We start from the raw sequence: 20902 nt of genomic DNA on the forward strand, positions 1-20902 counted from the left end.
ACGGGCCGGAGCACCGCTCAGGACGCGCGCAGCAGCACCAGCGAGCGCCCGGCCATGGGCACCGTCGCACCCGCGGGGTAGGCGAGGGCGACGTCGGGCGCGGCGGTGTCGAGCACGACGTCGTACCCCGACAGCGCCCACGGCGCGCCGGGCAGCGTGAACTCGACCGGCTCCGCCCCGGCGTTGAGCAGCAGCAGGAACGAGTCGTCGACGATGCGCTCGCCGCGGGCGTCGCGCAGCGGCATGGCGTCGCCGCCGAGCAGCATCCCGAGGGTCCGCAGCCCCGGGTCGAACCACGCCGCGTGGTCCATCTCGCGGCCGTCGCGGCGGAACCACGCGAGGTCCTTGCGCCCGCCGTCCTCGAGCGGGGCGCCGGCGAAGAACCGGGGCTGGCGCAGCACGACGTGCTCGCGGCGCAGCCGCAGGAGCAGGCGGGTGAAGCCGAGCAGCGAGCGCTGCTCCGCGTCGAGGTCCCAGTCGAGCCAGGAGACCTCGTTGTCCTGGCAGTACGCGTTGTTGTTGCCGCCCTGCGTGCGCCCCATCTCGTCGCCCGCGGTGATCATCGGCGTGCCGGCGGACAGCAGCAGCGTGGCGAGCAGGTTGCGGCTCTGCCGGGCCCGCAGCGCGAGCACCTCGGGGTCGTCGGTGGGCCCCTCGACGCCGCAGTTCCAGGACCGGTTGTCGTCGGTCCCGTCGCGGTCGTCCTCGCCGTTGGCGAGGTTGTGCTTGCGGTCGTACGACACGAGGTCCCGCAGGGTGAACCCGTCGTGGGCGGTGACGAAGTTGACCGAGGCGTACGGGCGGCGGTCGTCCGGCCCGCCGAAGACGTCCGAGGACCCCGTGAGCCGGTACGCCACCTCGCGCACCCCGTCCGAGCGCCCCCGCCACAGGTCGCGGACCGTGCCGCGGTACTTGTCGTTCCACTCCGCCCACGGCGGCGGGAAGGCGCCGACCTGGTAGCCGCCCTCGCCGAGGTCCCACGGCTCGGCGACGAGCTTGGCCCGCGAGAGCACCGGGTCCTGCCCGACCGCGGTGAGGAACGCGGAGGCCCGCGAGAACGCCTGCGGCCCGCGCGCGATCGCGCTCACGAGGTCGAAGCGGAAGCCGTCGACGTGCATCTCCTCGACCCAGTAGCGCAGCGAGTCCATGACGAGGGCCAGCGCCGCGGGGCTCGTCGTGTCCACGGTGTTCCCGCAGCCGGTGAGGTCGGTGTAGTGGCGCCCGTCGCGCAGCCGGTAGTAGCCGGCGTTCTCCAGCCCGCGGAACAGCAGCGTCGGGCCGGTCTCCGAGGCCTCGGCGGTGTGGTTGTAGACGACGTCGAGGACGACCTCCAGGCCCGCGGCGTGCAGGGCGCGGACCATGTCGCGGAACTCGCGCACCTGCTGGCCGCGGGTCCCCGACGCGCTGTAGCCGCTGTGCGGGGCGAAGAAGCCCACGCTGTTGTAGCCCCAGTAGTTCACCCGGCCGCCGGCGAGCAGGTGCTCCTCGCTGACGTGCTCGTGCACGGGCAGCAGCTCGACGGTCGTCACGCCGAGGTCGACGAGGTGCTGCACGGCGGCCGGGTGGGCGAGGCCCGCGTAGCTGCCGCGCAGCCCCTGCGGCACGCCCGGGTGCAGCATCGTGAAGCCGCGCACGTGGGCCTCGTAGACGACGGTCTCCTCCCACGGCACCGCGGGCGGGCGGTCGTCGCCCCAGTCGTACGGGTCGTCCACCACGACGCTGCGGGGGACGAACGGCGCCGAGTCGCGCTCGTCGCGCAGCGTGTCGTCCCCGGAGGCGCGCACGTGGCCGAAGACCGCGTCGTCGAGGACGAAGCGCCCGTCGACGGCGCGGGCGTACGGGTCGAGGAGCAGCTTGCGCGGGTTGCGGCGCTCGCCGTGCCAGGGGTCCCAGCGCCCGTGGGCGCGGAAGCCGTAGCGCCGGCCGTGCCCCACCCCGGGGACGAGGCCGTGGTGGACGCCGTGGGTGCGCTCGGCGAGCCGTACGCGCTCCTCGCGGCCGCGGTCGTCGAAGAGGCAGAGGTCGACCGCCTCCGCCCCCGGCGCCCACACCGCGAAGGACGTCCCGTCCGGGCCGGGCGTCGCGCCGAGCGGCCGGGGCCGCCCCGGCAGGGCGTCAGGGGGCTGCGGGCCGGTGCTCACCCGGGCGATCCTGGCAGACCGGGCCCCGCCGGGGCGGTCGGGACGGCCCGGACGCGGCGCCGGGGTGCAGGACGGCCGCGGCGGGGCAAGGGTGGGCGCATGGAGACGATCGACCAGCAGCTGTACACGACCACGGTGAGCTCCAAGGGCGGGCGCGACGGGCACGTCCGCTCCGAGGACGGCGTCATCGACCTCGAGATGAAGGCGCCGAAGGAGCTCGGCGGCCCGGGCGGGGCGAGCAACCCCGAGCAGCTCTTCGCCGCGGGCTACGCGGCGTGCTTCCACTCCGCGCTGACGCTCGTGGCGAGCAGCCAGGGCGTGGACACCTCGGACTCGACGGTCACGAGCACCGTGCACCTGGGCAAGGGGTCCGAGGGCCAGTACGTCCTCTCGGTGGAGATCGTCGCCGAGATCCCGTCGGCCGACGCCGAGACGACCCAGCGCGTGGTGGACCAGGCGCACCGGACCTGCCCCTACTCGCGGGCGACCACCGGCAACATCGAGGTCACCGTCCGCGCCGCCTGAGCGGCCGGCGGGTCAGCCGCGCTCGAGCGCCGTCGGCAGCAGCCCCAGGGGCGGGCTGCCGAGGGCGAGCAGGGCGCGGTGGAAGCGCGGCAGGGAGAAGCCCGGGCCCCAGGCGGCCCGGGCCTCCTCGCGCAGGCGCAGCAGGGCGAGCTTGCCCCAGGTGTAGCGCCCGTACGTGGGGTCGAACGTCCCGCGCCGCGCCTCCGAGGCGGCCGACGCGCGCGCCATGAGCGCGTCCTGCTCGAACCGCCGGGTCGCGTCCTCGACGGTCATCGCGCCGGTGTGCAGGCCGACGGCGCACGCCATGCGGGTCACCCGCACGAGGGCCTCCAGCCACACGCCGGCCGCGAAGCGCGGGTCGTCGCCGCGGAAGCCCTGCTCGACCATGACCTCCTCGGTGTAGTGCGCCCAGCCCTCGGCGAACGCCATCGACTGCAGGACCCGCCGCTCGGGGGTCGCGGCGCGGCGCAGCGAGCGCCCGTGCGCGAAGTGCCCGGGGGCGACCTCGTGCGCGGTCACCGCGGGCAGCGTGGTGCGGCTGAAGACCGACAGCCAGTCCTCGACGTCCTGCGCGGGCCAGGACGGGTCGGGCGGGGTGACCCAGTACCAGGACGGGCCGTCCGGCTCCTGGGGCGCGGCCCAGGCCATCATCGCCATCGACCACCGCTTGGACGCCGGCGCCGGGCCGACCCGGCACTCGCCGTCCAGGTGCGGGGCGAGGTCGTGCTCCCGGGCGAACGCGAGCACCTCGTCGACCTGCGCGCGCGCCTCGCGCAGCACGCCGGACGCGTCGGGGTGGTCCGCGAGCAGCCGCGGCACGACGTCCTGCGGCCGCTCGCCGGGGGCGATCCGGTCGCACGCCTCGGCGAGCAGCCCGTGCAGCCGGTCCCGCTCGGCGTCGGCGGCCGCGGCCAGCCGGCCGAGGTCGGCGTCCTGCTCGCCCAGCCCCTCGGGCAGCGCGAGCAGCCGGGTCAGGGCCCGCGCGCCGAGCGAGGGGTCGGGGTCGCCCTCGCGGGCCGCGCGCTCCAGGTGCGCCAGGAAGCGGTCGAGCGCGGCCAGGGCGGCCGGGTCCTCGACGTCCTCGCCGAGCCCCCGCGCCGCGCCCAGCAGGGCCTGCGCGACCGGCGCGCTCACCGCGTCCAGCGCCTCGACCGCCGCGTCGACGGCGTCGGGCCAGGCCGCGAGGTGCCGGCCCCGGGCGGCGGCGCGCTCCTCGAGCGGGGCGTACTCCCGGTCGTACCCCGAGACGTCGAGCGCCTCGACGTGCAGCCCCGGGTCGCGCCGGTGCATGCCCAGCTCGCCGAGCACGAGCCGCGCGCGGGCCTCGAACGCCGCGACGTGGCGCTCGTCGTGCGGGTCGGGGCGCTGCGGGCCCCCGAGGCGGGCCAGCCCCGCGCGCACGCCGTCGGGGGAGAGGTCCTGCACCGCGCCGTCGTACCGGTGCAGCCCGGCGCCGTCGCGCGCCTCGGGCACCGCGAGGTCGGTGAGGGCGTCCAGGCGCGGGTCGGCCGCGGGGTCGCTCGGGCTCATGCCCTGCACCCCACCACACGGCGGGTCACCGCGCGGCGGCGGCGTCGTGCCCGTACAGCCAGGCCATCCCCGCCAGGGCGGCGGTGCCGTCGTCGTCCCGCGCCGCCGGCGGCGGGGGCGGGTCGGGCAGGCGCGCGGCGGCGCGGGAGGCGCGCACGACGCGGGCGGCGCGGCCGGCGCGGCGGCGCTCGTACGCGGCGAGGGCGGTGGCGGTCCCGCCCGGCCCGGCGTCGCGCAGGCACGCGGCGAGCGCGGCCGCGTCCTCGACCGCCTGGTTGGCGCCCTGGGCGAGGAACGGGAGCATCGCGTGCGCCGCGTCGCCGGCGAGCGTGCAGCGCGCCGTCGACCACCGCCGGCGCGGCCGGCGGTCCTGCAGGGGACGGGCCGCCACGGCCGCGGCCTCGCGCCGGCCCGCGGCGAGCAGGGCGCGCACCCGCGGGTCCCAGGCGGCGTACCCGTCGAGCCCGTCCCCCTCCGGGACGGTCGCGACCCACGCGACCCGGCGCCCGCCGTCGACGGGGTAGTGCACGAGGTGCCGGTCGTGGGCCAGCCAGACGACGGCCCGCTCGGCCCACGGCCCGGGCCCCAGCGCGCCGACCGGGACGACCCCGCGGTGGGCGAGCTGGCCGGAGGGGCGCGGTGCGTCCGCGTAGAGGCCGGCGCGCACCGCCGAGCCGATGCCGTCCGCGCCGACCACGACGTCGGCCTCGTGCAGCGAGCCGTCCTCCAGGACGAGCCCCACGCCGTCGGCCGACTCCTCGACCCGCGCGACGCGCGAGCCGGTCCGGACGAGCCGGGGCCCGGCCAGCGCGAGCAGGGCCGCCTGCAGGTCGGGGCGCAGGAGCGTGAGGTACGGCGCCCCGTACGCCCCGGCGCAGGCCGCCCCGAGCGCGGTGCGCTGCACGACGGTGCCGTCGTCCCAGCGGCGCACCTCGCGCCCGTGGGGGAGGCCGACGCGGTCGGCGCGCAGGTGGCGCCCGAGGCCGAGCGCGCGCAGGTGGCGGGTGGCGTTGGGGGAGAGCTGGATGCCGGCGCCGACCTCCTCGAGGCGGCGGGCCCGCTCGTGCACGACGACCTCCGCGCCGTCGGCGGCGAGCGCCGCCGCCGTGCAGAGGCCGGCGAGGCCCCCGCCGGCGACGGCGACCCGCAGCGGGCGGCCCACGGCGCTCACTGCTCCAGGCAGAACTCGTCGATGGGGTAGCCGACGTGGCGGTCCGCCGTCGGCAGGTGCCCCAGCAGCCGGTGCCCGGGGCGCAGCTCGGTGCTGTTGAGCACCTCCGCGCCGGGGCCGAGCACCCGCACGTGCCAGTCGTGCTGCAGGATCAGGTTGACCGGCCGCCCGTCCGCGGACACCGCGTCGACGGAGATGAGCGGGCGGGTCTCCATCTTGACCCGGCCCACCGGCACCTCGCGGGTGCGCCCGTCCGCGCCGACGGCGGTGACGGTGCTGCCGGAGCGCAGCTCGGAGAGGTACTGGGTGCGGCCGCCGGCGCCGAGCGTGTACGAGTGGATCGCGCCCGCGTTGATGCGGAACGGCCGGGTCGGCATGTAGGGCAGCGGGTGGGTCTCGCTGACGCACAGCACCATGCCCTTGGAGTGCGAGCCGACGAGCAGGCCCTCGTCCTTGGCCAGGTAGGCGCAGGTGTCCACGCAGGCCCGCTCGCCCATCCCGATGTCGCTCGTGCGCACGACGGTGAGCTCCTCGAGCTCGAGCGTGCCGGCGTTCGCGGCGGCCGCGGCCCGCAGGCCCGTCGCGTCGCCGACGGCGCGGCCCGGCATGAGCACGCCGTCCGAGCCGAGCTCGAGGACGCCGAAGACGATGCGCGCCTCCGCCGGGTCGGCCGCGGTCGTGACGAGGGTGCCCTGCGCGCCGCTCGCCGCCGCGATGACGATCTCCAGCGGGATCTTCGTGGGGTCGCGGAACTGCAGGACCGTCCAGCGCTCGGTGCGCGCCGCCTGGCAGGCCCGCTCGAGGCTCTCGGCGTCGACCACCTCGATGAACACGCCGGTCTCGACGTCCGGCCGCTCGCGCTGCAGGTCCGCGCGGTCCACCGGGTCGCGCAGGACGACGACGTCCGCGGGGCCGGTCGCGTCGCCGGGGCGGCGCTGCTCGGGGAGCAGGACGCGCCGCACGCTCGGCGGCAGCCCCTCCAGGTCCGCGGGGTCCGAGGCCACGACGCCGTCGATGCCGGCGTGCAGGGCCTCCTCGACGACGGCCGGGCGGGACGCGCCCGCCTCCCTAACGTCGAGCCAGCACAGTCTGCTCGGTGCCACTGGTCTCTCCTCCCTGCTGCGTGCGGTCGCCGGTGCGGGCCGCGGTCCGGTCGGTGCGGTCGGTGCGGTCGGTGCGGTCGGTGCGGTGGTCCTGCTGCGGGAGGCCGTGCACGAGGCGGGCCACGACCTCAGCCGTCGTGCGGGGGTCCCGGGACCGGAAGACGCCGCGCCCCATGGCCACCCCGGCGGCCCCGCCGAGGATCGCGTCGCGGACGAACTCGATCGTGCTGCTCTCCTCGGGCCGCTGCGGGCCGCCGGCGACGAGGACCGGCACGGGGCTGGCCGAGGTCACCTCGCGCAGCGCGGCCACCGAGCCGGGGAACACCGTCTTGACGACGTCGGCCCCGAGCTCGGCGGACACGGTCACCGCGTGGGCGACGAGCTCCGGGTCGCGCGGGTCCGCCACCCGCGGCCCGCGCGGGTAGGCCATGACGAGCAGCGGGACGTTCCACCGGTCGCACGCCTCGCCGACGCGGCCGAGGTCCTCGAGCTGGCGCGCCTCGGTGTCCGAGCCCAGGTTGACGTGCACGCTCACGGCGTCCGCGCCGAGGCGCACCGCCTCGGCCACGTCGGTCACGAGGTACTTCGCGTCCGGGTCGGGGGCCGCGCGGGTGCTGGCGCTCAGGTGCAGGACGAGGGACAGGTCGCGGAAGCGCTCGGGCCGGACCTGGCGCAGGCTGCCCTTGTGCAGGCAGACCGCGTCGACGCCCGCGGCGGCGAGCCGGCCGACGAGGCCGTCGAGGGTGGTGCCGCGGGGGAGGACCGGGCCGTCGCTGACGGGGTGGTCCACCGGGACGACCATGAGCCGCTCCGGGTGGTGGCGGAAGAGCCGCCGCAGGCGCAGCGACCGGGCGGGGTGCGAGATCACGGGCATGGCGTGCTCCTGTCGGGGGTGGCGGCGGGTGCGGAGCCGGCGGCGAGCCGGGCGACGTCGGGCTTGCCGCTGGGGGTCAGCGGGAGCCGCGCGGCGACCTCGACCCGCTCGGGGCGGTACGGCCCGCCCAGCAGGCCGGCCACGTGGTCGGCGAGCGCTGTCCCGGTCGCGGTGGCGGCGGGCCGGACCTGCACGGCGGCGAGCAGGTGCTCGACCCGCTGCGCGTCGCTCACGCCCCAGGCGGCGGCCAGCACGACGTCGGGGTGGGCCAGGAGCGCCTGCTCGACGGCGGCGGGGTGGACCTTGAGGCCCCCGACCTTGAGGACCCGACCGCGGCGGCCGACGAGCTCGAGGTGCCCGGTGGGCGTGCGGCGGGCGAGGTCGCCGGTCCGCACGGCGCCGTCGGGCGCGCGTCCCGTGCCCGCCTCGCCGAGGTAGCCGTCCATGGTCGTGGGGCTGCGCACCCAGACCTCGCCGACCTCGCCCGGCGCGGCGTCGCGGCCGTCCTCGCCGACCAGGCGCAGGTCCACCCACGGGAACGGGCGCCCGACGGTGCCGTGCAGCTCCGGCTCGGCGTGGTCGAGGGCGTGCAGGCAGCTGATGCCGCCGGTCTCCGTGGTGCCGTAGACCTGCACCAGCGCCGGCCCGACGCGGCGGGCGGCCTCCGCGACGCGGTGCGGCGCCGCCGGGGTGCCGCTGTAGACGACCCGGCGCAGCCGGGACAGGTCGGTCGCGCCCAGGCGCGGGTGGTCGAGCAGCGCGTAGAGGTGCGGCACCGCGAGGTAGGCGTCCGTCACGGCGTCGGCGGCGACCGCGTCGAGCACGGCGCCGGCGTCGAAGCCGGCGTGCAGGACGACGGAGCCGCCGCGGGCCAGCGCGGCGTCGAGCATCGGCGCCACGGTGTGGCCGACCGGTGTCGCGGCGAGGACGCGCGGGCGGTAGTCACGCGCGTCCTCGCCGAGCAGGCGGACGAGGCGCTCGTACGTGCCCCAGGACTGGACGACGGCCTTGGGTCGGCCGCCGCTGCCGCTGGTGGAGGTGACGAGCGCGCGGTCGTCGGGTGCCGGCGCGGGCGCGTCGGCGGGGTCGAGGCGGTCGGGGCCCTCGAGCGGCGCCAGCCCCGTCCCGGGGCCGGTCGCCAGGAGGCGCACCCCGGTCGAGCGGGCCAGCAGGCGGCCTCGCGCCGCCTGCGGCGGGTCCACGACGAGCAGGTGGGCGCCGGTCAGGCGCAGCAGCCGCGCCTGCGCCGCGCCGTCGAGCTCCTCGTCGTCGGTGCGCGGGTTCATCGAGCGCACGTGCACCGCGCAGGCGCCGAGCAGCTGCGCGGCGTGGCGGGCGACGAGCTGGTCGACGCCGTTCCCGGTGAGCAGGAGGGCGACGGTGGTGCCGGGACCGGCGCCGAGCCGGCGCAGCGTGGCGGCGGCGGCGAGGACCCGGTGGGCGTACCGGGCGCCGGTCGTGGTGCCCGCGGGCCCCAGGACCGCGGGGCGGTCGCCGAGCCGGGCGGAGGCCGTGACGATCCGTACGACGGAGCGCTCTGCGCTCGCGGTGCCCGGCGTGGCCTGCTCGGAGCTCGGTGCTGCGGTGGCGGTGCTCGTGGGGGTCGCGGTGGTGGTCACGGTGCCTCCTCCCTGTGCCTCGGTCGTGCGGGTGGTGCGGTTCGTGCGGGTGGTGCGGGTCGTGCGGGTGGTGCGGGTCGCCGGCGCCGACGCGCCCGGCCGGCCCGAGGGCCGGACGGGCGCGTCGCACGGCGTGGGGGAGCGTCCTCAGCAGGCCGAGCAGGTGGAGCTGGAGGACGACGAGGTGCCGATGCTGCCGCTCGAGGCGCCCATCTCCGGCAGGGCCGTGCCCTGCGCGACGTCGAGCGTCTCGAAGCCGTCCACGTCGAACGCGCCGAAGACGTCGTCGGTGGTCGGCTGCTGCGTGTTCTTCGCCATGGTGCTGTCCTTCCGGTTGTCCCCGGCCCCTGCGGCCGGCGTGGTTCCAAGGTGCCCCACCCGGACGGCGGGGGGAAGGGTTTTCCCGCCCGTCCTGACGGTTGTCACCTGCGCGCTGAGAAACCGCTCTCCTGCGTCATGCGGGACTTGCGCGTCCTGCCGCCCACCGGTGCGCTGGGAGGTCGGCCCTGCGCGCCCGGGCGCCGGCCCCGCACGGCAGCGGCCCCGCGCTCGACGGACGAGCGCGGGGCCGCGGGGGGCGTGGCGGTGCTAGGGCAGCTGCTCCTGGGCGCGCACCGGCCAGTCGGACCCGTTGCCGAGGTGCCACCCCGGGTGCGGGCCGGGGTCGAGGCCGCCGTCCTCGGGCATGCTCCCGAGCATGAAGTCGCCGACGGACGACTCCTCGAGGTAGTCCAGGCCGAGGACGCGGGCGGACAGCGCCGCGTCGCCGTTGCCGAGCGCGCAGCCGGCGAGGCCCATGGCGGTGCCCACGAGGTACATCGTCTGGTAGAGCACGCCCGTGTGCCGCAGGGTCGTGGCGTAGGCGATGGCGCGGTACTTCCACGACAGCCGCTGGAACCGCGACGTCACGGTGACGAGGACGTCCGGCGTCACGTCGCTGCCGACCGCTCGGCGGGCGACGGCGAGGACGGCCTCGCGCGGGCCCGGGTCGCCCTCGACGAGGACGAGGCGGTGCGCGACGGGGTCGTGGTAGTAGACCCCGGGGTCGAGCCCGCGGCAGCGGGAGACGGTGAGGTACAGCTCGAGCTCGTACGCCCGCCCGCCGCTGGGGTAGGGGCGCGAGACCGCCTCGTCGGCGTCCGCGCCCCCGGGGTCGTCGTCCGGCACGTAGTGGGCGCGCACCCGGTGCACGCGCCAGAGGAACTCCCCGAGCTGCTCCAGCGTCAGCGGCTCGCGGCCGTGGTGGCGCACGGAGCGGCGGCCCTCCAGCGCGGCGGTCAGGCTCGGGTCCCGTACGGCGACCTCGTCCCACGCCGGGCGGTGCAGCGGCACGACGGGCCCCGCAGGCGGCTTCCGGACCGCGGGGCGCGGCGCGATGCTGCCGCGGTACGGGTAGAGGGCGCCGAGCGGCTCGTCGAAGCTGCCCGAGCGCACCCGGCCGTGGGCCAGCAGGTCGTGGTAGTCCCACTGGCGCAGCACCGGGTCCGCCTCCGAGGGGAACCGCTCTCCCGGGCCCGCGGCCTCGACCAGCCCGGCGTCCACGAGGGTGTCGACGAGCTGGCGCTCCACGGGTCCGCCGACCCCCGAGGTCTCCTGCGGTGCGCCCAGGCCGGCGACCAGCGCGCGGGCGCGGGCCGAGGTGAGCACCGCGCGCACCCCGGACAGCGGTGACTCGAGCACCAGCCGGTCGCCGCGGGTGCGGAGCAGCGCGAACCGGGAGAGGCGCACGCACGCCACCTGCACCGGCGGTGGCCCGGCCGGGGCGGTGCCGCCGGGCGAGGTCCGCTCCATGCGCAGCAGCTCGGTGCCGCCGTCGAGGAGCACCTCGGCGAGCAGCGGCCGGGCGCGGTCGAGCACCGCCCGCAGGACCCCGCGCGCGGACTCGTCGACGCCGTCGACGAGCCGCGCGGGGTCGGAGGGCCCGCGGGCCAGCCGCAGCAGCGCGTCGCGCACGCCGGGGGCGGGGCGGCGCAGCCGGAACGAGCCGGCCGGGCCGCGGACGACGACCGCGTCGGCCTCCAGCGCGAGCGACGCGTCGTCGCGCAGGACGAGGGCGCGCGCCAGCAGCGGGGCGGGCGCGCGGGACGGGAGGGGGAGGGTGGTCACGGCGCGCCTCCTGGGCGGGCGGGGACGGGGGGTCAGCCGCGCGACGCCACGCGCAGCGCGCTGCCCCAGAGGACGAGGGCCGCCACGGCGCCGACGACGAGGCGCGAGGCCTCGGCGTCGACCGCCGCGAGCAGCACGAGGCCCGCGACGGCGGCGGCGCACAGGCCGGCGGCCGTCGCGCGGTACTCCGGCTGGGCGAAGTCGCGGGCCAGCGGCACGAAGTGCACGCCCACGACGAGGCAGACCAGCGGCGGCACGAGCTGGGGGGCGTCGGCGACGAGGCACCCGACGACGACCAGGGCGATGACCACGAACTGGCCGGCGTTGACCAGCCCGACCCGGCGGTGCCACCCCTCGGGGAGGCTGCGCGGGCGGGGCGGGCGGCGCCGGGCGAGGGCGACGGCCCCCGCCACGACGAGCACGGCGGCGACCACCGCCGCGACGCGCAGCGCGGCGGCCGCACCGCCGGCGCCGGAGGCGGCCACCATGCCCCAGAGCAGGCCGAACGGACCGAGGACGAACGCCGCCCGGAGGGCGAAGGGCGCGTCCTCGCCGCGCGGTCCGCGGTGGGTGGGTCGTCCCGCCTGCATCGTCATCGCTCCGCTCCTGCCGTCGCCGGTCGTGCTCGGGCTGCCGTGCGCCGCCACGCTAGGGCGGCCACGCCCCACCCTGCCCGGCCCGCGCGCCGTGTCGACCCGATGTCACCAGGTCGATGACACCCGTCACGGGCGCCGCCCCGCCGCCGCCGCGGCCCCGCCCCCCGGGAGCAGTGTCCCGGCAGGAGCCGCCGCCGGGGCCGTCCCGACCGGACCCCGCAGCGGCGGCCCCAGGAGCCACCGCCCGAACGACCGCCCAGCCCATCCACCCACCCACCCACCCACTCCCGGAAGAGGTGCCTCACCGATGGCCGTCGCCGCACCCGAGCGGGCCCCGCAGGTCGCGCAGCGCCCCCACGGCGTCGCGACGGGGGTCCGGCTGCACACCCGCGGGCCCGTCACGCTCGCGTGGCTGTCCCGCACCGTCGTCCCCGTCGTGCGCCGCCTGCGCGAGCAGGGCGCCGGCACCGTCTACCTGCGCCGCGGCTGGCGGCACGGCCCGCACGTGGACGTGGTCGCCCGCGACCCGCGCGGCGCGGCCGTCGACTGGCCCGCCCTGGCCGTGCGCCTCGACGCGGGGCCGCTCGACCCGGCGCAGGCCCTCGACGAGGCCGACTACCTCGACAGCGCCCGCGAGCTCGGGCGGCTCGAGGACGTGCCGCCGCCGTACCTGCCGCTGCGCCCGCACGGGTGCGTCGAGCTGCTCGACGCCCCGGCCGCCGCGTCCGGGGACCCGCGCCTCGACGGGCTGCGCGAGGTCGTCGCCAACGCCTTGTGCCCGGTGGTCGTCGACACCGTCGACGAGCTCGCGGGGCACCCCGACCGGGGCGTGGAGCGCCTGGCCGAGGCGTTCGCCGCCGTCGCGGACACCCACGCGCTGGGGGCGGCGTACGGCGTCTTCTCCCTGCGCTCGCACGCCGAGGCCTTCCTCGCCTGGACCCGGCCGAGCCGCGACCTGCGCCCCGCCTTCCGCGAGCGGGCCGCCCGCGACGCCGCCGTCCTGCGCCCCGTCGTCGAGCGCCGCCTCGCCGGCGCGCCCGGCCCGTCCGGCGCCGCCTGGCGCACCGCCCTCGCCTACGGCCAGGGCGTGCTCGACGCCGCGGTCGCGGAGGGGCGGCTCACCAACGACCTGCTGGACAGCGTCACCGCCGGCGTCGACCAGGCGCGGCTCGGCCCGCCCGGTGCCGCGACGTCGGGACCGGCGGGTCCCTCCCCGGACAGCGACTTCCACCGCGACGTCGAGGCCTCCGGCGTCGTCGCCGCGCCCACGGAGTGGTTCGCGGCCTACCGGCTGCTCGTCAACCTCTTCTACCAGCAGCTGCCGCTGCTGACGGTGTCGCCGCTGCAGCGGGCGTACACCTGCTTCGCGGTCGCCGAGGCGGTCGACGAGGTGCTCGGGATCCCCTGGCAGGAGCGCCTCGTCCGCGAGCAGCTCGTGCAGGGCGGTGCCCGGTGAGCGCGCCCCTGTGGTTCCTGCGCGCCAACCCGCTGGCCCGCCGCCGCATCGCGGACCCCGCGCTGCGCGGCGCCGTCGCACGGCTGGCCGACGCCGAGCAGGCGCTCGCCGCAGAGGCCGGGCGGGCGTCCGACGCCCTGTACGCGCTCGTCGGCTCGGCCGACGACGACGCCGCGCGCCGCCGCCTCGTCGCCCTGCGCCGGGCCGTCCGCGACGACAAGGCCCCCAAGGGCGAGGTGCCGGCCGTCCTCGCGCCGTGGGCCGCGGCCCGCGCCGCCCGGGACGACGCCCGCGCCGCGCTGCTCGCCGCTGCGGAGGGTGCCGCCGACGCCGAGCGGCGCACCCTCGCCGGGCTGCTCGGCGACGAGGACCTGCGCCGCGCGCTCGCGCTGGTCGCTCCCGAGGTCGAGCAGGGGGCGCGGCGCTACCGCGAGGCGGTGCTCGCCGGCGGTGCCGTGCCGGCCCGCACCCGCAAGTCCGAGCGCGGGCTCCTGCAGTACCTCTCCCGCGCCCTGGTGCGCACCAGCCCGCTGTCCCGCTTCACCGCGGTGGGGCTCGCCGTCGAGGACCCCGCGGGAGCGCCGCTCGACGCCCCGTCCCTGGAGGGGGCAACCGCCTTCCCGGGCGTCGACCGGGTCATGCTCGACCACGTCCTCGGCGGTCTCGACGCGCCGGCCGCGCCCGAGGACGCGTACGTCGGCCTCGCGCCGACCTCCGCGCTCGACGCCGCCGCCGGCAAGCTGTTCTTCCTGCGCCCGACGCCGGAGGGGCTGCAGCGGATGGCCGCCCCCGTCACGCCGGGGCTCCGGCTGCTGCTCGACGCGGTGGCCATGGGTCCGCGGCCCGCGCGCCGGGTGGCGCAGGACCTCGCCGCCGCCGGCGGGGTCCCGTACGAGCAGGCCCTCGCGCACGTCCTCGGCTCGGTCGCCGGCGGCCTGCTGACCGCCTCGGCGCGCGAGGAGGACGGGCAGGCCGACCTGGCCGCCCTGCTCGACCGGCCGGGCGACGGCGCCGCCGCGCACCTGCGGGCCGCCGGTCAGCTGCTGCCGCGCCTGGCCGCCGCGCCCGCGGACGACCGCCCGGCCGTGCTCGCCGACCTCGAGCAGGCGCTGGCGGACGCGAGCCGCGCCGCGGGGCGCCCGGCACGGGTCGTGGTCCACGAGGACTACGTCCTGCCGCCGTCGACCGTGGCGACGCAGGGGTGGGAGGGACCGCTCGACGACCTCGGCGCCGCGACCGACCTGCTGTCGGTCTACGACTGGCTGCACGACGTCCGCGCGCTCATGGCCGCCGCGTTCGTCGAGCGCTTCGGCGCCGGCGCGGTCGTGCCGCTGGCCGAGCACGCGCCGTACCTCGTGGGGGAGGTCTCGCGCCGGGCCCTCGTCATGGACGAGGCCTTCCGCACCGGCGGGCGCCCCGCCGGGGTCGGCCCCGCCGACGGCAGCCTCGAGGCGCTGTGGGCGGTCCGGCGCCACGTCGAGGACGCCGTGCACGCGCACCTCGGCAAGGCCGCCGCCGCCGGCGACGCCGAGGTGGTGCTCCCCGCGCAGGACGTGCGCGAGCTCGTCGCCGGGGTGCCGGAGCGCTTCCGCCGGGACCCGCTGCTCTACGGCGTGCTCGTGCAGCCGTGGCAGGGCCGGCTCGTCCTCAACGACGGCCTGCCGGGGCACGGGATGCTCGTCGGCCGCTTCCTGGAGGCGGACCACCGCCTCGGCGGCGACGCCGTCCCGCGCCTGGCCGCCCGGCTGCAGGAGGTGTACGGCGCCGGGGGCGCCCGGGTCGTGGAGGACCTCGGCCTGCACGGGCTCAACGTCAACGTGCACCGCCGGGTGCTCCCGGACGGGCTGCGCCCCGACGACTGGTACGCGCTGCGCCTGCGCCACGACCCCGCCACCGACGCCCTCGCGGTCGAGGACGCCGAGGGGCGCACCCTGCGCGTGCTCCCGCTGGGGGCCGGGCACCCCGGGCTCTTCCCGCCGCCGCTGTCCGTCGCGACCGGGCTCGTCATCAGCGGCCGGCTGTACGGCGGGCTCGCGAGCAGCTGGCTGCGCACCACCGGCTGGGACGCGCGGGCCACCACGACCTGCCCCCGCCTGTCGGTCGGCGACGTCGTCGTCGGCCGCCGCCGGTGGTGGGGCGGGGACGAGCTGGCCGGCGCGGCCGGCGCCGCCACCGAGCAGGAGCGCCTCCTGGCGCTCACCACCTGGCGCGCCCGGCACGGCGTGCCCGAGGAGGTCGTGCTCAAGACGACCCCCGCCGACGAGGGGCCGCTGTCCGTCAGCGCGCCCGACGCGCAGGCCCGGCGCCTGCAGCAGAAGCCGCAGTACCTCGACCTCGCCAGCACGACGTACGCCCGGGTGCTCCCGCGGCTGCTCGAGCGGCGCGGGACCGAGGGGCAGGGCCACGGCTACCTCGAGGAGGCCACGCCCGCCGTCGGCGACGGCGGGCACGCCTCGGAGTGGGTCGTGGAGGTCGGCCGCCGCCCCGGCGGCCCGTTCCGCTCCGCAGGAGGCACCCGATGACCCGTACGACCGCTCCCGTGCTCCGGGCGCGACCCCACCTGCACTACGCCCCCGTCCCCGGCGGGGTGTACCTCGCGGGAGCGCGCGCCGAGCTCGTGCTCCGCGGCTCCGACGCGCTCTTCACCGTCGCCGACGCGTGCGTGCCGCTGCTCGAGGACGGTGCCAGCGAGGACGACCTCGTCGCGGCGCTGGGCACCGAGCGGGCCCGCCCGGCCGTGCGCCACGTCGTCGCGCAGCTGCGCCGGCACGACCTGCTCCTCGACGAGGAGCGCTTCACCGTGCCGGCGCCCCCGGCGCCGGTGCGCGAGCGGCACCCGGAGGTGCTGGCGCACCTCGAGGCGGTGAGCGACGACCCGTACGCCGCCTTCGCCCGCCTGCGCGCGGCGGTCGTCGTCCTGGCCGGGCCCGGGGAGGCGGTGGAGCCGGCGGCGCGGAGCCTGCGGCGCAACGCGGTGGGCGAGGTGCGCGCCGGCGGGGCCGGGACCGACCCCGCGGGCGCCGACGTGGTGCTGCTCTGCCTCACCACCCGCCCGGGGGCACCCGGGGAGGACGGGCTCGACGCCGCGGCCGCTGCGCTGGAGCGCACGCTCGCGGCGGGCGCGCCCGTGGTCCCGCTGCTCCTCGACGACCGCGCGGTGCTGGCCGGCCCGGCCGTGCGCGACGCCACGGGCGCCGCCGCCTGGCGCGGCGCCGCGCGACGGGTGCTGTCCCGCGCCGGCGCCGGGGTGGGCAGCGAGGGCAGGCCGGTCGCCGACGCGCTCGGCGGCGCCCTCTCCGCGGGGCTGCTCCTCGACGAGATCGCGGGCGTCGGCGAGCCCGGCGCCGCGCACGTCGTTCACGGGCCGGACCTCGCGGACGAGCGGGTCGTCGTCCCCGGCGTCGCCGCCCCGTGGCCCACCGGGCCGCAGGTGCTGCGGGACGCGCACGACGGTGCGGCGCCCGACGAGGACGAGGGCCTCGCGGCCGCGGAGGAGCTCACCGGCCGCTGGACCGGCCCGGTCGAGCTGCTCCCCGGCACCGACCTGCTCCAGCTGCCGCTCGCCCTGCGCCTCGCGCAGGTCGAGGTCGCGGGGGAGACCGTGGTGGGCGCCGGCGACGACCAGCGCGCGGCCACGCTGGCCGCGGTGCTCGAGGCGCTGCGCACCGGCGTCCGGCACGACGGCCCCGGCGACGGCCCCGAGGAGGAGGTGCCCGACGGCGTCCCGCCGTACGGCGCGCCGCCCCGGGGCGTCGCCGCCGCCGGGACGACGCGGGGCCGCTGGCTGCTCGACGCGGCGCTGCGCGTCCTCGCCGCCGACGCCCGTCCCGTCCCGGAGCCGGGGGACGACCCGGTCGCGGAGGCGGGGCCCCAGGCCGCGCGGCTGCGCGACGCGTACGTCGCCACCGGAGCCCCGCCGCCGCAGGCGGGCCTGCTGCGCGTGCCCGGCGTGGACTGGGTGCTCGCCCGGCTCGCCGACCCGGCGACCGGCGTCGAGCTGGGCAGCGCCTGGGGCGTCGACGCCGCCGCGGCGGTGACCGACGCCCTCGCCGCCGCGCTGGTGCCGCGGCTGGTGCCCGAGGCGCACCTGGTGCCCGGCACCCGCACCGACGCGCTCGTCCGGGCCGACGACGCCACCGTCGCCGCGCTGGCCAAGCAGGTCATCGCCGTGGCCCTCGCCGACGCGCTGCGCTTCGAGGGCCGGCGGCACCGCGACCCGGTGCTCGGCGACGGCCGGATCTGGAGCGGAGCCGTGCGGGCCCGCCCGCTGCACGAGGACGACGCCCCCGCGGGGGCCCGCGACGAGGAGGACAGGCCGTGACCGAGCTCGCCGACACCCGCCCGGCAGGGGCCGCCGCCCCGCCGACGCCGCCCGTGGCGCTGGGACCGGCCGCGGGACCGGCGCCCGCCTGGGCCGGCGCCGTCGCCGCGCTGGCCGGGGTGGTCGACGCGGCGGTCGTGGCCAACCGGGGCTGGGACCTGGCGTGGGAGCGGCAGTCCTGGCAGGACAGCGCTTCCCAGGGACGGGAGCACCTCAGCGTGCGCGTGCACGACGACGAGGTGCAGATCGGGCCCCGGTGGGTGCCGGGGACGACCGCGGGCTGCCCCGGGTGCGCGGAGGCGCGCTCGCGCAGCGCCGTGGGGCACCCCCTCGCCTCCAGCCCGGCCGTGCCGCGCCGCCGCGTGGGCGCCCTGGCGCCCGTGCTGCCCGAGCTGCTCGAGGCCGCCGCGCGCCACCTGGCGCGGGCCCCGCTCGGCCCCGGCGAGCTGCTCGCCGTCGGGCCCGCCGGCACGCGGCGGCACCGGGTCCACCGCAGCGTCCACTGCGCCCTGTGCGGCCCCGTCCCGGGGCCCGCCACGACGCCGGGCCCGCTGCGGCTCGTGGCGCGGCCCGTCGCGGCCGACGACCCCACGCGAGGCGCGGTCGGCACCCCGGTCCTCGACCGGGCGGCCCTGCACCGCGACCTCGTCGACGACCGCTTCGGCCCGGTGCGGGCGGTGCTGCGCGAGTCGCGCGTGCCGTTCGCCATGAGCATGGCCGTGCTGCCCGAGGCCCCGGCCATGGGGCACGGGCGGGCCAGCACCTTCGCGCAGACCGAGTCCGTGGCGGTCCTCGAGGCGTACGAGCGCCTCGGCGGCTTCCCCTTCGACGCGCCGGTGCTCGAGGACGTCCCGTGGTCGGAGGTCGCCGACCGCGCCGTCGACCCGCTCACGCTCGGCCGGCTGACCGGGGAGCAGCTCGCCCACCCCTCGTGCCGCGTGCGGCCCTTCGACGCCTCCACCCCGATGGACTGGGTGTGGGGCCACGACCTGGTCACCGGCCGGCCGCTGCTCGTCCCGGCGGACGTCGGCTTCTACCAGTACGACTACGCGTTCCGCCGCGACCGGCGCGCCGCGCGCGAGGCCGGGCCGGGGGCGCAGCGCCGCTGGTTCCACGAGTCCTCGAGCGGGTGCGCGGTCGGGTCGAGCTTCGAGGAGGCCGCGCTGCACGCCCTCTTCGAGGTGGCCGAGCGGGACGCGTTCCAGCTCGCCTGGCACGCCGCGCGCCCGCTGCCCGCGATCGACCCCGGCTCGGTGCCCGACGGCACGACGCAGGCGCTGCTGAGGCTCGTCGCCGCCCGCGGCTTCGACGTGCACCTGCTCGTGGCGACGCAGGACGTCGCCGTCCCGGTGGTGTGGGTGCTCGCCGTGGACCGGGAGGGCCGCTTCCCCGCCACGTTCTCCTCCGCCGGCTCGGGGGCCGACCCGGTGGGGGCCGTGCGCGGCGCCCTGCGCGAGGTGGCCCAGCTGGTCACCAACCCCGTGGACTGGACGCGCGCGCAGGCCGAGGCGATGCACGAGGACCCCTGGCTCGTCCGCGAGCTCGAGGACCACGTGCGCGTCAACTCGCTGCCCGAGGCGCTGCCGCGGGTGACCGCGGCGCTCGGCGGGCCGCGGACCACCTTGGCCGAGGCGTTCCCCGACTGGCCCGGGCGGGTCGGCCGGGCCGCGCGGGGGGACCTGCGCGGCAGCCTCGCCCTGGTGCGCGACCTCTTCGTGGCCGCGGGGCTCGACCGGCTCGTGCTCGTGGACCAGACGAGCCGCGACCACGCGGACGTCGGGATCTCCGTCGTCAAGGCCGTCGTGCCGCACAGCCTGCCCATGTGCTTCGGGCACGCCCACCAGCGCCTCGCCGGGCTGCCGCGCCTGGACCGGGCCCTCGCGGGCACGCCCCAGGCGGCGCGCCGCCCGCCCTACGACCCCCACCCCTTCCCGTGAGCCGCGCGGGCGCCGCGGGCGCCGTGGGCGCCCCACCGGGGGCGTGCCCCGTCCACGTGCCGGGGGACGAGGGCGCCACCGCCATCGCGCGCGAACCGCTGTGGCACGCGTACGCGACCGGCGTCGACCGGCCGGCCCCGCCCGCCTGGGCGGGGCTGGCCGAGCCGCCGCCGCCCGAGCACGTCCCGCCACCCGCTCCCGGGGGCGGGGCCCGCGCGCCGCTGCCGGTCGGCGCGGTGCGGCACCTGCAGGCCGCGCGGTACCCGACCGTCGGGGGCGCCCCGGCCGTCCCGCAGGCCCTGGGCCACGCCCTCGCCACGGCCTTCGCGCCGCTGCGCCGCGAGCCGGCCAACCCCTACAACGACCACCGGCCGTACGCCTCGGCCCGCTGCCTCTTCCCCGTGCAGGCGGTGCTCGCGGACCCGCACCGCGCGCGGCTGCTCGACCCCGCCCGCCGCGCGCTCGTCGACCTGCCCGGGCGCGGGCCCGGCGCCGGCGAGGAGGTGCTGCTGACCGGCCGGTACGCCGCCGTCCCGCGCGGCTACCGGTGGTTCCGGGGCTCCCTCGTCGACCTCGAGTCCGGGTTCGCGCTGCGCTCCCTGGCCCTGGCGCTCGGCCTGCACGGCGTCGCGGGGCGGCTCGTGCTGCCCGACGGGCAGCGCGACGCGGGCGTGCCGCACGCCCTGGGGCTGCCGGCCGGCGAGCACTGGTCCCTGCCGCTGCGCGTCCAGGTGGGTGCCGCCGCGGGCCCCGACCCCGCCCGGTCCACCGCCCGTGCGGAGCGGGTCGACGGCGACCCGGTGCTGGCCGAGGTCCTCGCCGCCGACCGGGCCCAGCGCTCCGACGGCGTCCCCGCCCCGGTGCACCACGGCGTGCCCGACGGTCTCGCGGCGCGCGACAGGACCTGGGCCGACGTGCTGTGGGACCGCACCAGCGGCCGGATGCCGCGCGGGCTGCACGGCATGGCCGGGCGGCGCCGGCGCGTCCCCCGCGCGGTCCTCGACGACGCCGCCCGGTGGGTCGCGGTGCCGCCACCCGGGACGACGCTCGCCGTCGCCCACGCGGAGCTGCGCGCGTCGGTGGCGGTGCAGGACGTCGAGGGGCACGGGGACGGGCTCCACGTCGTGCGGGACGGGCTGCCCGTGCCCGTGCGCCCGGAGGCCGGGCTGCCGGCGCTGCTGGAGCGGCACTACGGCTACCCCGCATCGCCCGTCAACGGCTGCGACGTCCGCCACGCGTCCGCCGTCTGGTTCCTGTCCTTCCGCCCGCGCGCCGTCGTCGACCGGATCGGCCCCGGCGGGTGGACCTCGGCCCTGCGCGCCGCGGGCTGGGCCGCCCACGGGCTCTGCCTCGCCGCCGCTGCGCACGGCCTGTACGCCCGGCCGGTACGCGCTTTCCGCGAAGAGCCGCTCCAGAGCGTGCTGGGCCTCGCCCCGGACGAGACCGTCGCCCTCGCCGTGGTCGTCGGCACGCCCCGGCACGCCGACGCGCTGCTCGACCTCCGCCTCTGACCACCGCCACCC

Annotated in this window: 15 protein-coding genes; 6 read left to right on the forward strand and 9 right to left on the reverse strand. The window is 79.0% G+C overall.

Translation table 11 applies throughout. The annotated features are described in order from the left end of the window. Positions 1-17: 17 nt before the first annotated feature. Positions 18-2141, reverse strand: coding sequence for a glycogen debranching protein GlgX (gene glgX / locus D5H78_RS04605; RefSeq protein WP_218566232.1), 2124 nt, complete (start codon positions 2139-2141; stop codon positions 18-20). A gap of 99 nt (positions 2142-2240) precedes the next feature. Here glgX and D5H78_RS04610 point away from each other — a divergent pair, with 99 nt between their 5' ends. Continuing rightward, positions 2241-2666, forward strand: coding sequence for an organic hydroperoxide resistance protein (locus tag D5H78_RS04610; protein ID WP_119949384.1), 426 nt, complete (start codon positions 2241-2243; stop codon positions 2664-2666). A gap of 12 nt (positions 2667-2678) precedes the next feature. Here the strand turns inward: D5H78_RS04610 and D5H78_RS04615 are convergent, their stop codons facing one another. From D5H78_RS04615 to D5H78_RS04650, 8 genes are all read right to left on the reverse strand, one after another. After that, complete coding sequence (locus tag D5H78_RS04615; protein ID WP_119949385.1) at positions 2679-4196, reverse strand: DUF885 family protein; 1518 nt, start codon at positions 4194-4196, stop codon at positions 2679-2681. Positions 4197-4221: 25 nt separating this feature from the next. Next, entirely contained in the window at positions 4222-5367 is a 1146-nt protein-coding gene (locus D5H78_RS04620) for an FAD-dependent monooxygenase (protein WP_165865599.1), read from the reverse strand. Beyond that, positions 5364-6470 (reverse strand): 3-dehydroquinate synthase II family protein, encoded by a 1107-nt coding sequence (locus tag D5H78_RS04625; RefSeq protein ID WP_119949115.1) that lies wholly within the window; start codon positions 6468-6470, stop codon positions 5364-5366. The genes D5H78_RS04620 and D5H78_RS04625 overlap by 4 nt, the downstream gene beginning before the upstream one ends. Further along, positions 6436-7344 carry a 2-amino-3,7-dideoxy-D-threo-hept-6-ulosonate synthase gene (locus D5H78_RS04630; RefSeq protein ID WP_119949116.1) on the reverse strand — a complete coding sequence of 303 codons (909 nt, stop codon included), beginning with the start codon at positions 7342-7344 and terminating at the stop codon, positions 6436-6438. The genes D5H78_RS04625 and D5H78_RS04630 overlap by 35 nt, the downstream gene beginning before the upstream one ends. Further along, positions 7335-8963, reverse strand: a complete 1629-nt coding sequence (locus D5H78_RS04635; protein ID WP_119949117.1) for a class I adenylate-forming enzyme family protein — start codon at positions 8961-8963, stop codon at positions 7335-7337. The genes D5H78_RS04630 and D5H78_RS04635 overlap by 10 nt, the downstream gene beginning before the upstream one ends. A gap of 147 nt (positions 8964-9110) precedes the next feature. Then, on the reverse strand, positions 9111-9281 hold the full coding sequence (locus D5H78_RS04640) for a thiazolylpeptide-type bacteriocin (protein WP_119949118.1): 171 nt from the start codon (positions 9279-9281) through the stop codon (positions 9111-9113). A 270-nt stretch (positions 9282-9551) separates the two neighbouring features. Then, complete coding sequence (locus D5H78_RS04645; RefSeq protein ID WP_218566233.1) at positions 9552-11069, reverse strand: SagB/ThcOx family dehydrogenase; 1518 nt, start codon at positions 11067-11069, stop codon at positions 9552-9554. Positions 11070-11101: 32 nt separating this feature from the next. After that, positions 11102-11665, reverse strand: a complete 564-nt coding sequence (locus D5H78_RS04650) for a hypothetical protein (RefSeq protein WP_119949119.1) — start codon at positions 11663-11665, stop codon at positions 11102-11104. A gap of 307 nt (positions 11666-11972) precedes the next feature. On the opposite strand from D5H78_RS04650, the gene D5H78_RS04655 reads away from it, so the two are divergent. The 5 genes from D5H78_RS04655 to D5H78_RS04675 are packed head-to-tail and all read left to right on the forward strand — an operon-like array spanning position 11973 to position 20890. Next, on the forward strand, positions 11973-13121 hold the full coding sequence (locus D5H78_RS04655) for a hypothetical protein (protein ID WP_218566234.1): 1149 nt from the start codon (positions 11973-11975) through the stop codon (positions 13119-13121). Continuing rightward, positions 13118-15643: a lantibiotic dehydratase family protein gene (locus D5H78_RS04660; protein ID WP_119949120.1), complete on the forward strand. Its 2526-nt coding sequence runs from the start codon at positions 13118-13120 to the stop codon at positions 15641-15643. Before D5H78_RS04655 ends, D5H78_RS04660 begins: the two co-directional genes overlap by 4 nt. Continuing rightward, positions 15640-17442, forward strand: a complete 1803-nt coding sequence (locus tag D5H78_RS04665) for a hypothetical protein (protein WP_133412001.1) — start codon at positions 15640-15642, stop codon at positions 17440-17442. The genes D5H78_RS04660 and D5H78_RS04665 overlap by 4 nt, the downstream gene beginning before the upstream one ends. Next, entirely contained in the window at positions 17439-19379 is a 1941-nt protein-coding gene (locus tag D5H78_RS04670; RefSeq protein ID WP_218566235.1) for a TOMM precursor leader peptide-binding protein, read from the forward strand. The genes D5H78_RS04665 and D5H78_RS04670 overlap by 4 nt, the downstream gene beginning before the upstream one ends. After that, positions 19376-20890, forward strand: a complete 1515-nt coding sequence (locus D5H78_RS04675) for a nitroreductase family protein (protein ID WP_218566236.1) — start codon at positions 19376-19378, stop codon at positions 20888-20890. The genes D5H78_RS04670 and D5H78_RS04675 overlap by 4 nt, the downstream gene beginning before the upstream one ends. The last annotated feature ends 12 nt before the right edge of the window (positions 20891-20902 follow it).

The organism is Vallicoccus soli (assembly GCF_003594885.1).
GTDB classification, from domain to species: domain Bacteria; phylum Actinomycetota; class Actinomycetes; order Motilibacterales; family Motilibacteraceae; genus Vallicoccus; species Vallicoccus soli.

Excerpts from the sequence above, each read along its gene's own strand:
- D5H78_RS04610 (WP_119949384.1), top strand. The coding sequence starts at position 2,241 with ATGGAGACGATCGACCAGCAGCTGTACACGACCACGGTGAGCTCCAAG.
- D5H78_RS04615 (WP_119949385.1), bottom strand. The coding sequence starts at position 4,196 with ATGAGCCCGAGCGACCCCGCGGCCGACCCGCGCCTGGACGCCCTCACC.
- D5H78_RS04630 (WP_119949116.1), bottom strand. The coding sequence starts at position 7,344 with ATGCCCGTGATCTCGCACCCCGCCCGGTCGCTGCGCCTGCGGCGGCTC.
- D5H78_RS04640 (WP_119949118.1), bottom strand. The coding sequence starts at position 9,281 with ATGGCGAAGAACACGCAGCAGCCGACCACCGACGACGTCTTCGGCGCG.
- D5H78_RS04650 (WP_119949119.1), bottom strand. The coding sequence starts at position 11,665 with ATGACGATGCAGGCGGGACGACCCACCCACCGCGGACCGCGCGGCGAG.
- D5H78_RS04655 (WP_218566234.1), top strand. The coding sequence starts at position 11,973 with ATGGCCGTCGCCGCACCCGAGCGGGCCCCGCAGGTCGCGCAGCGCCCC.
- D5H78_RS04665 (WP_133412001.1), top strand. The coding sequence starts at position 15,640 with ATGACCCGTACGACCGCTCCCGTGCTCCGGGCGCGACCCCACCTGCAC.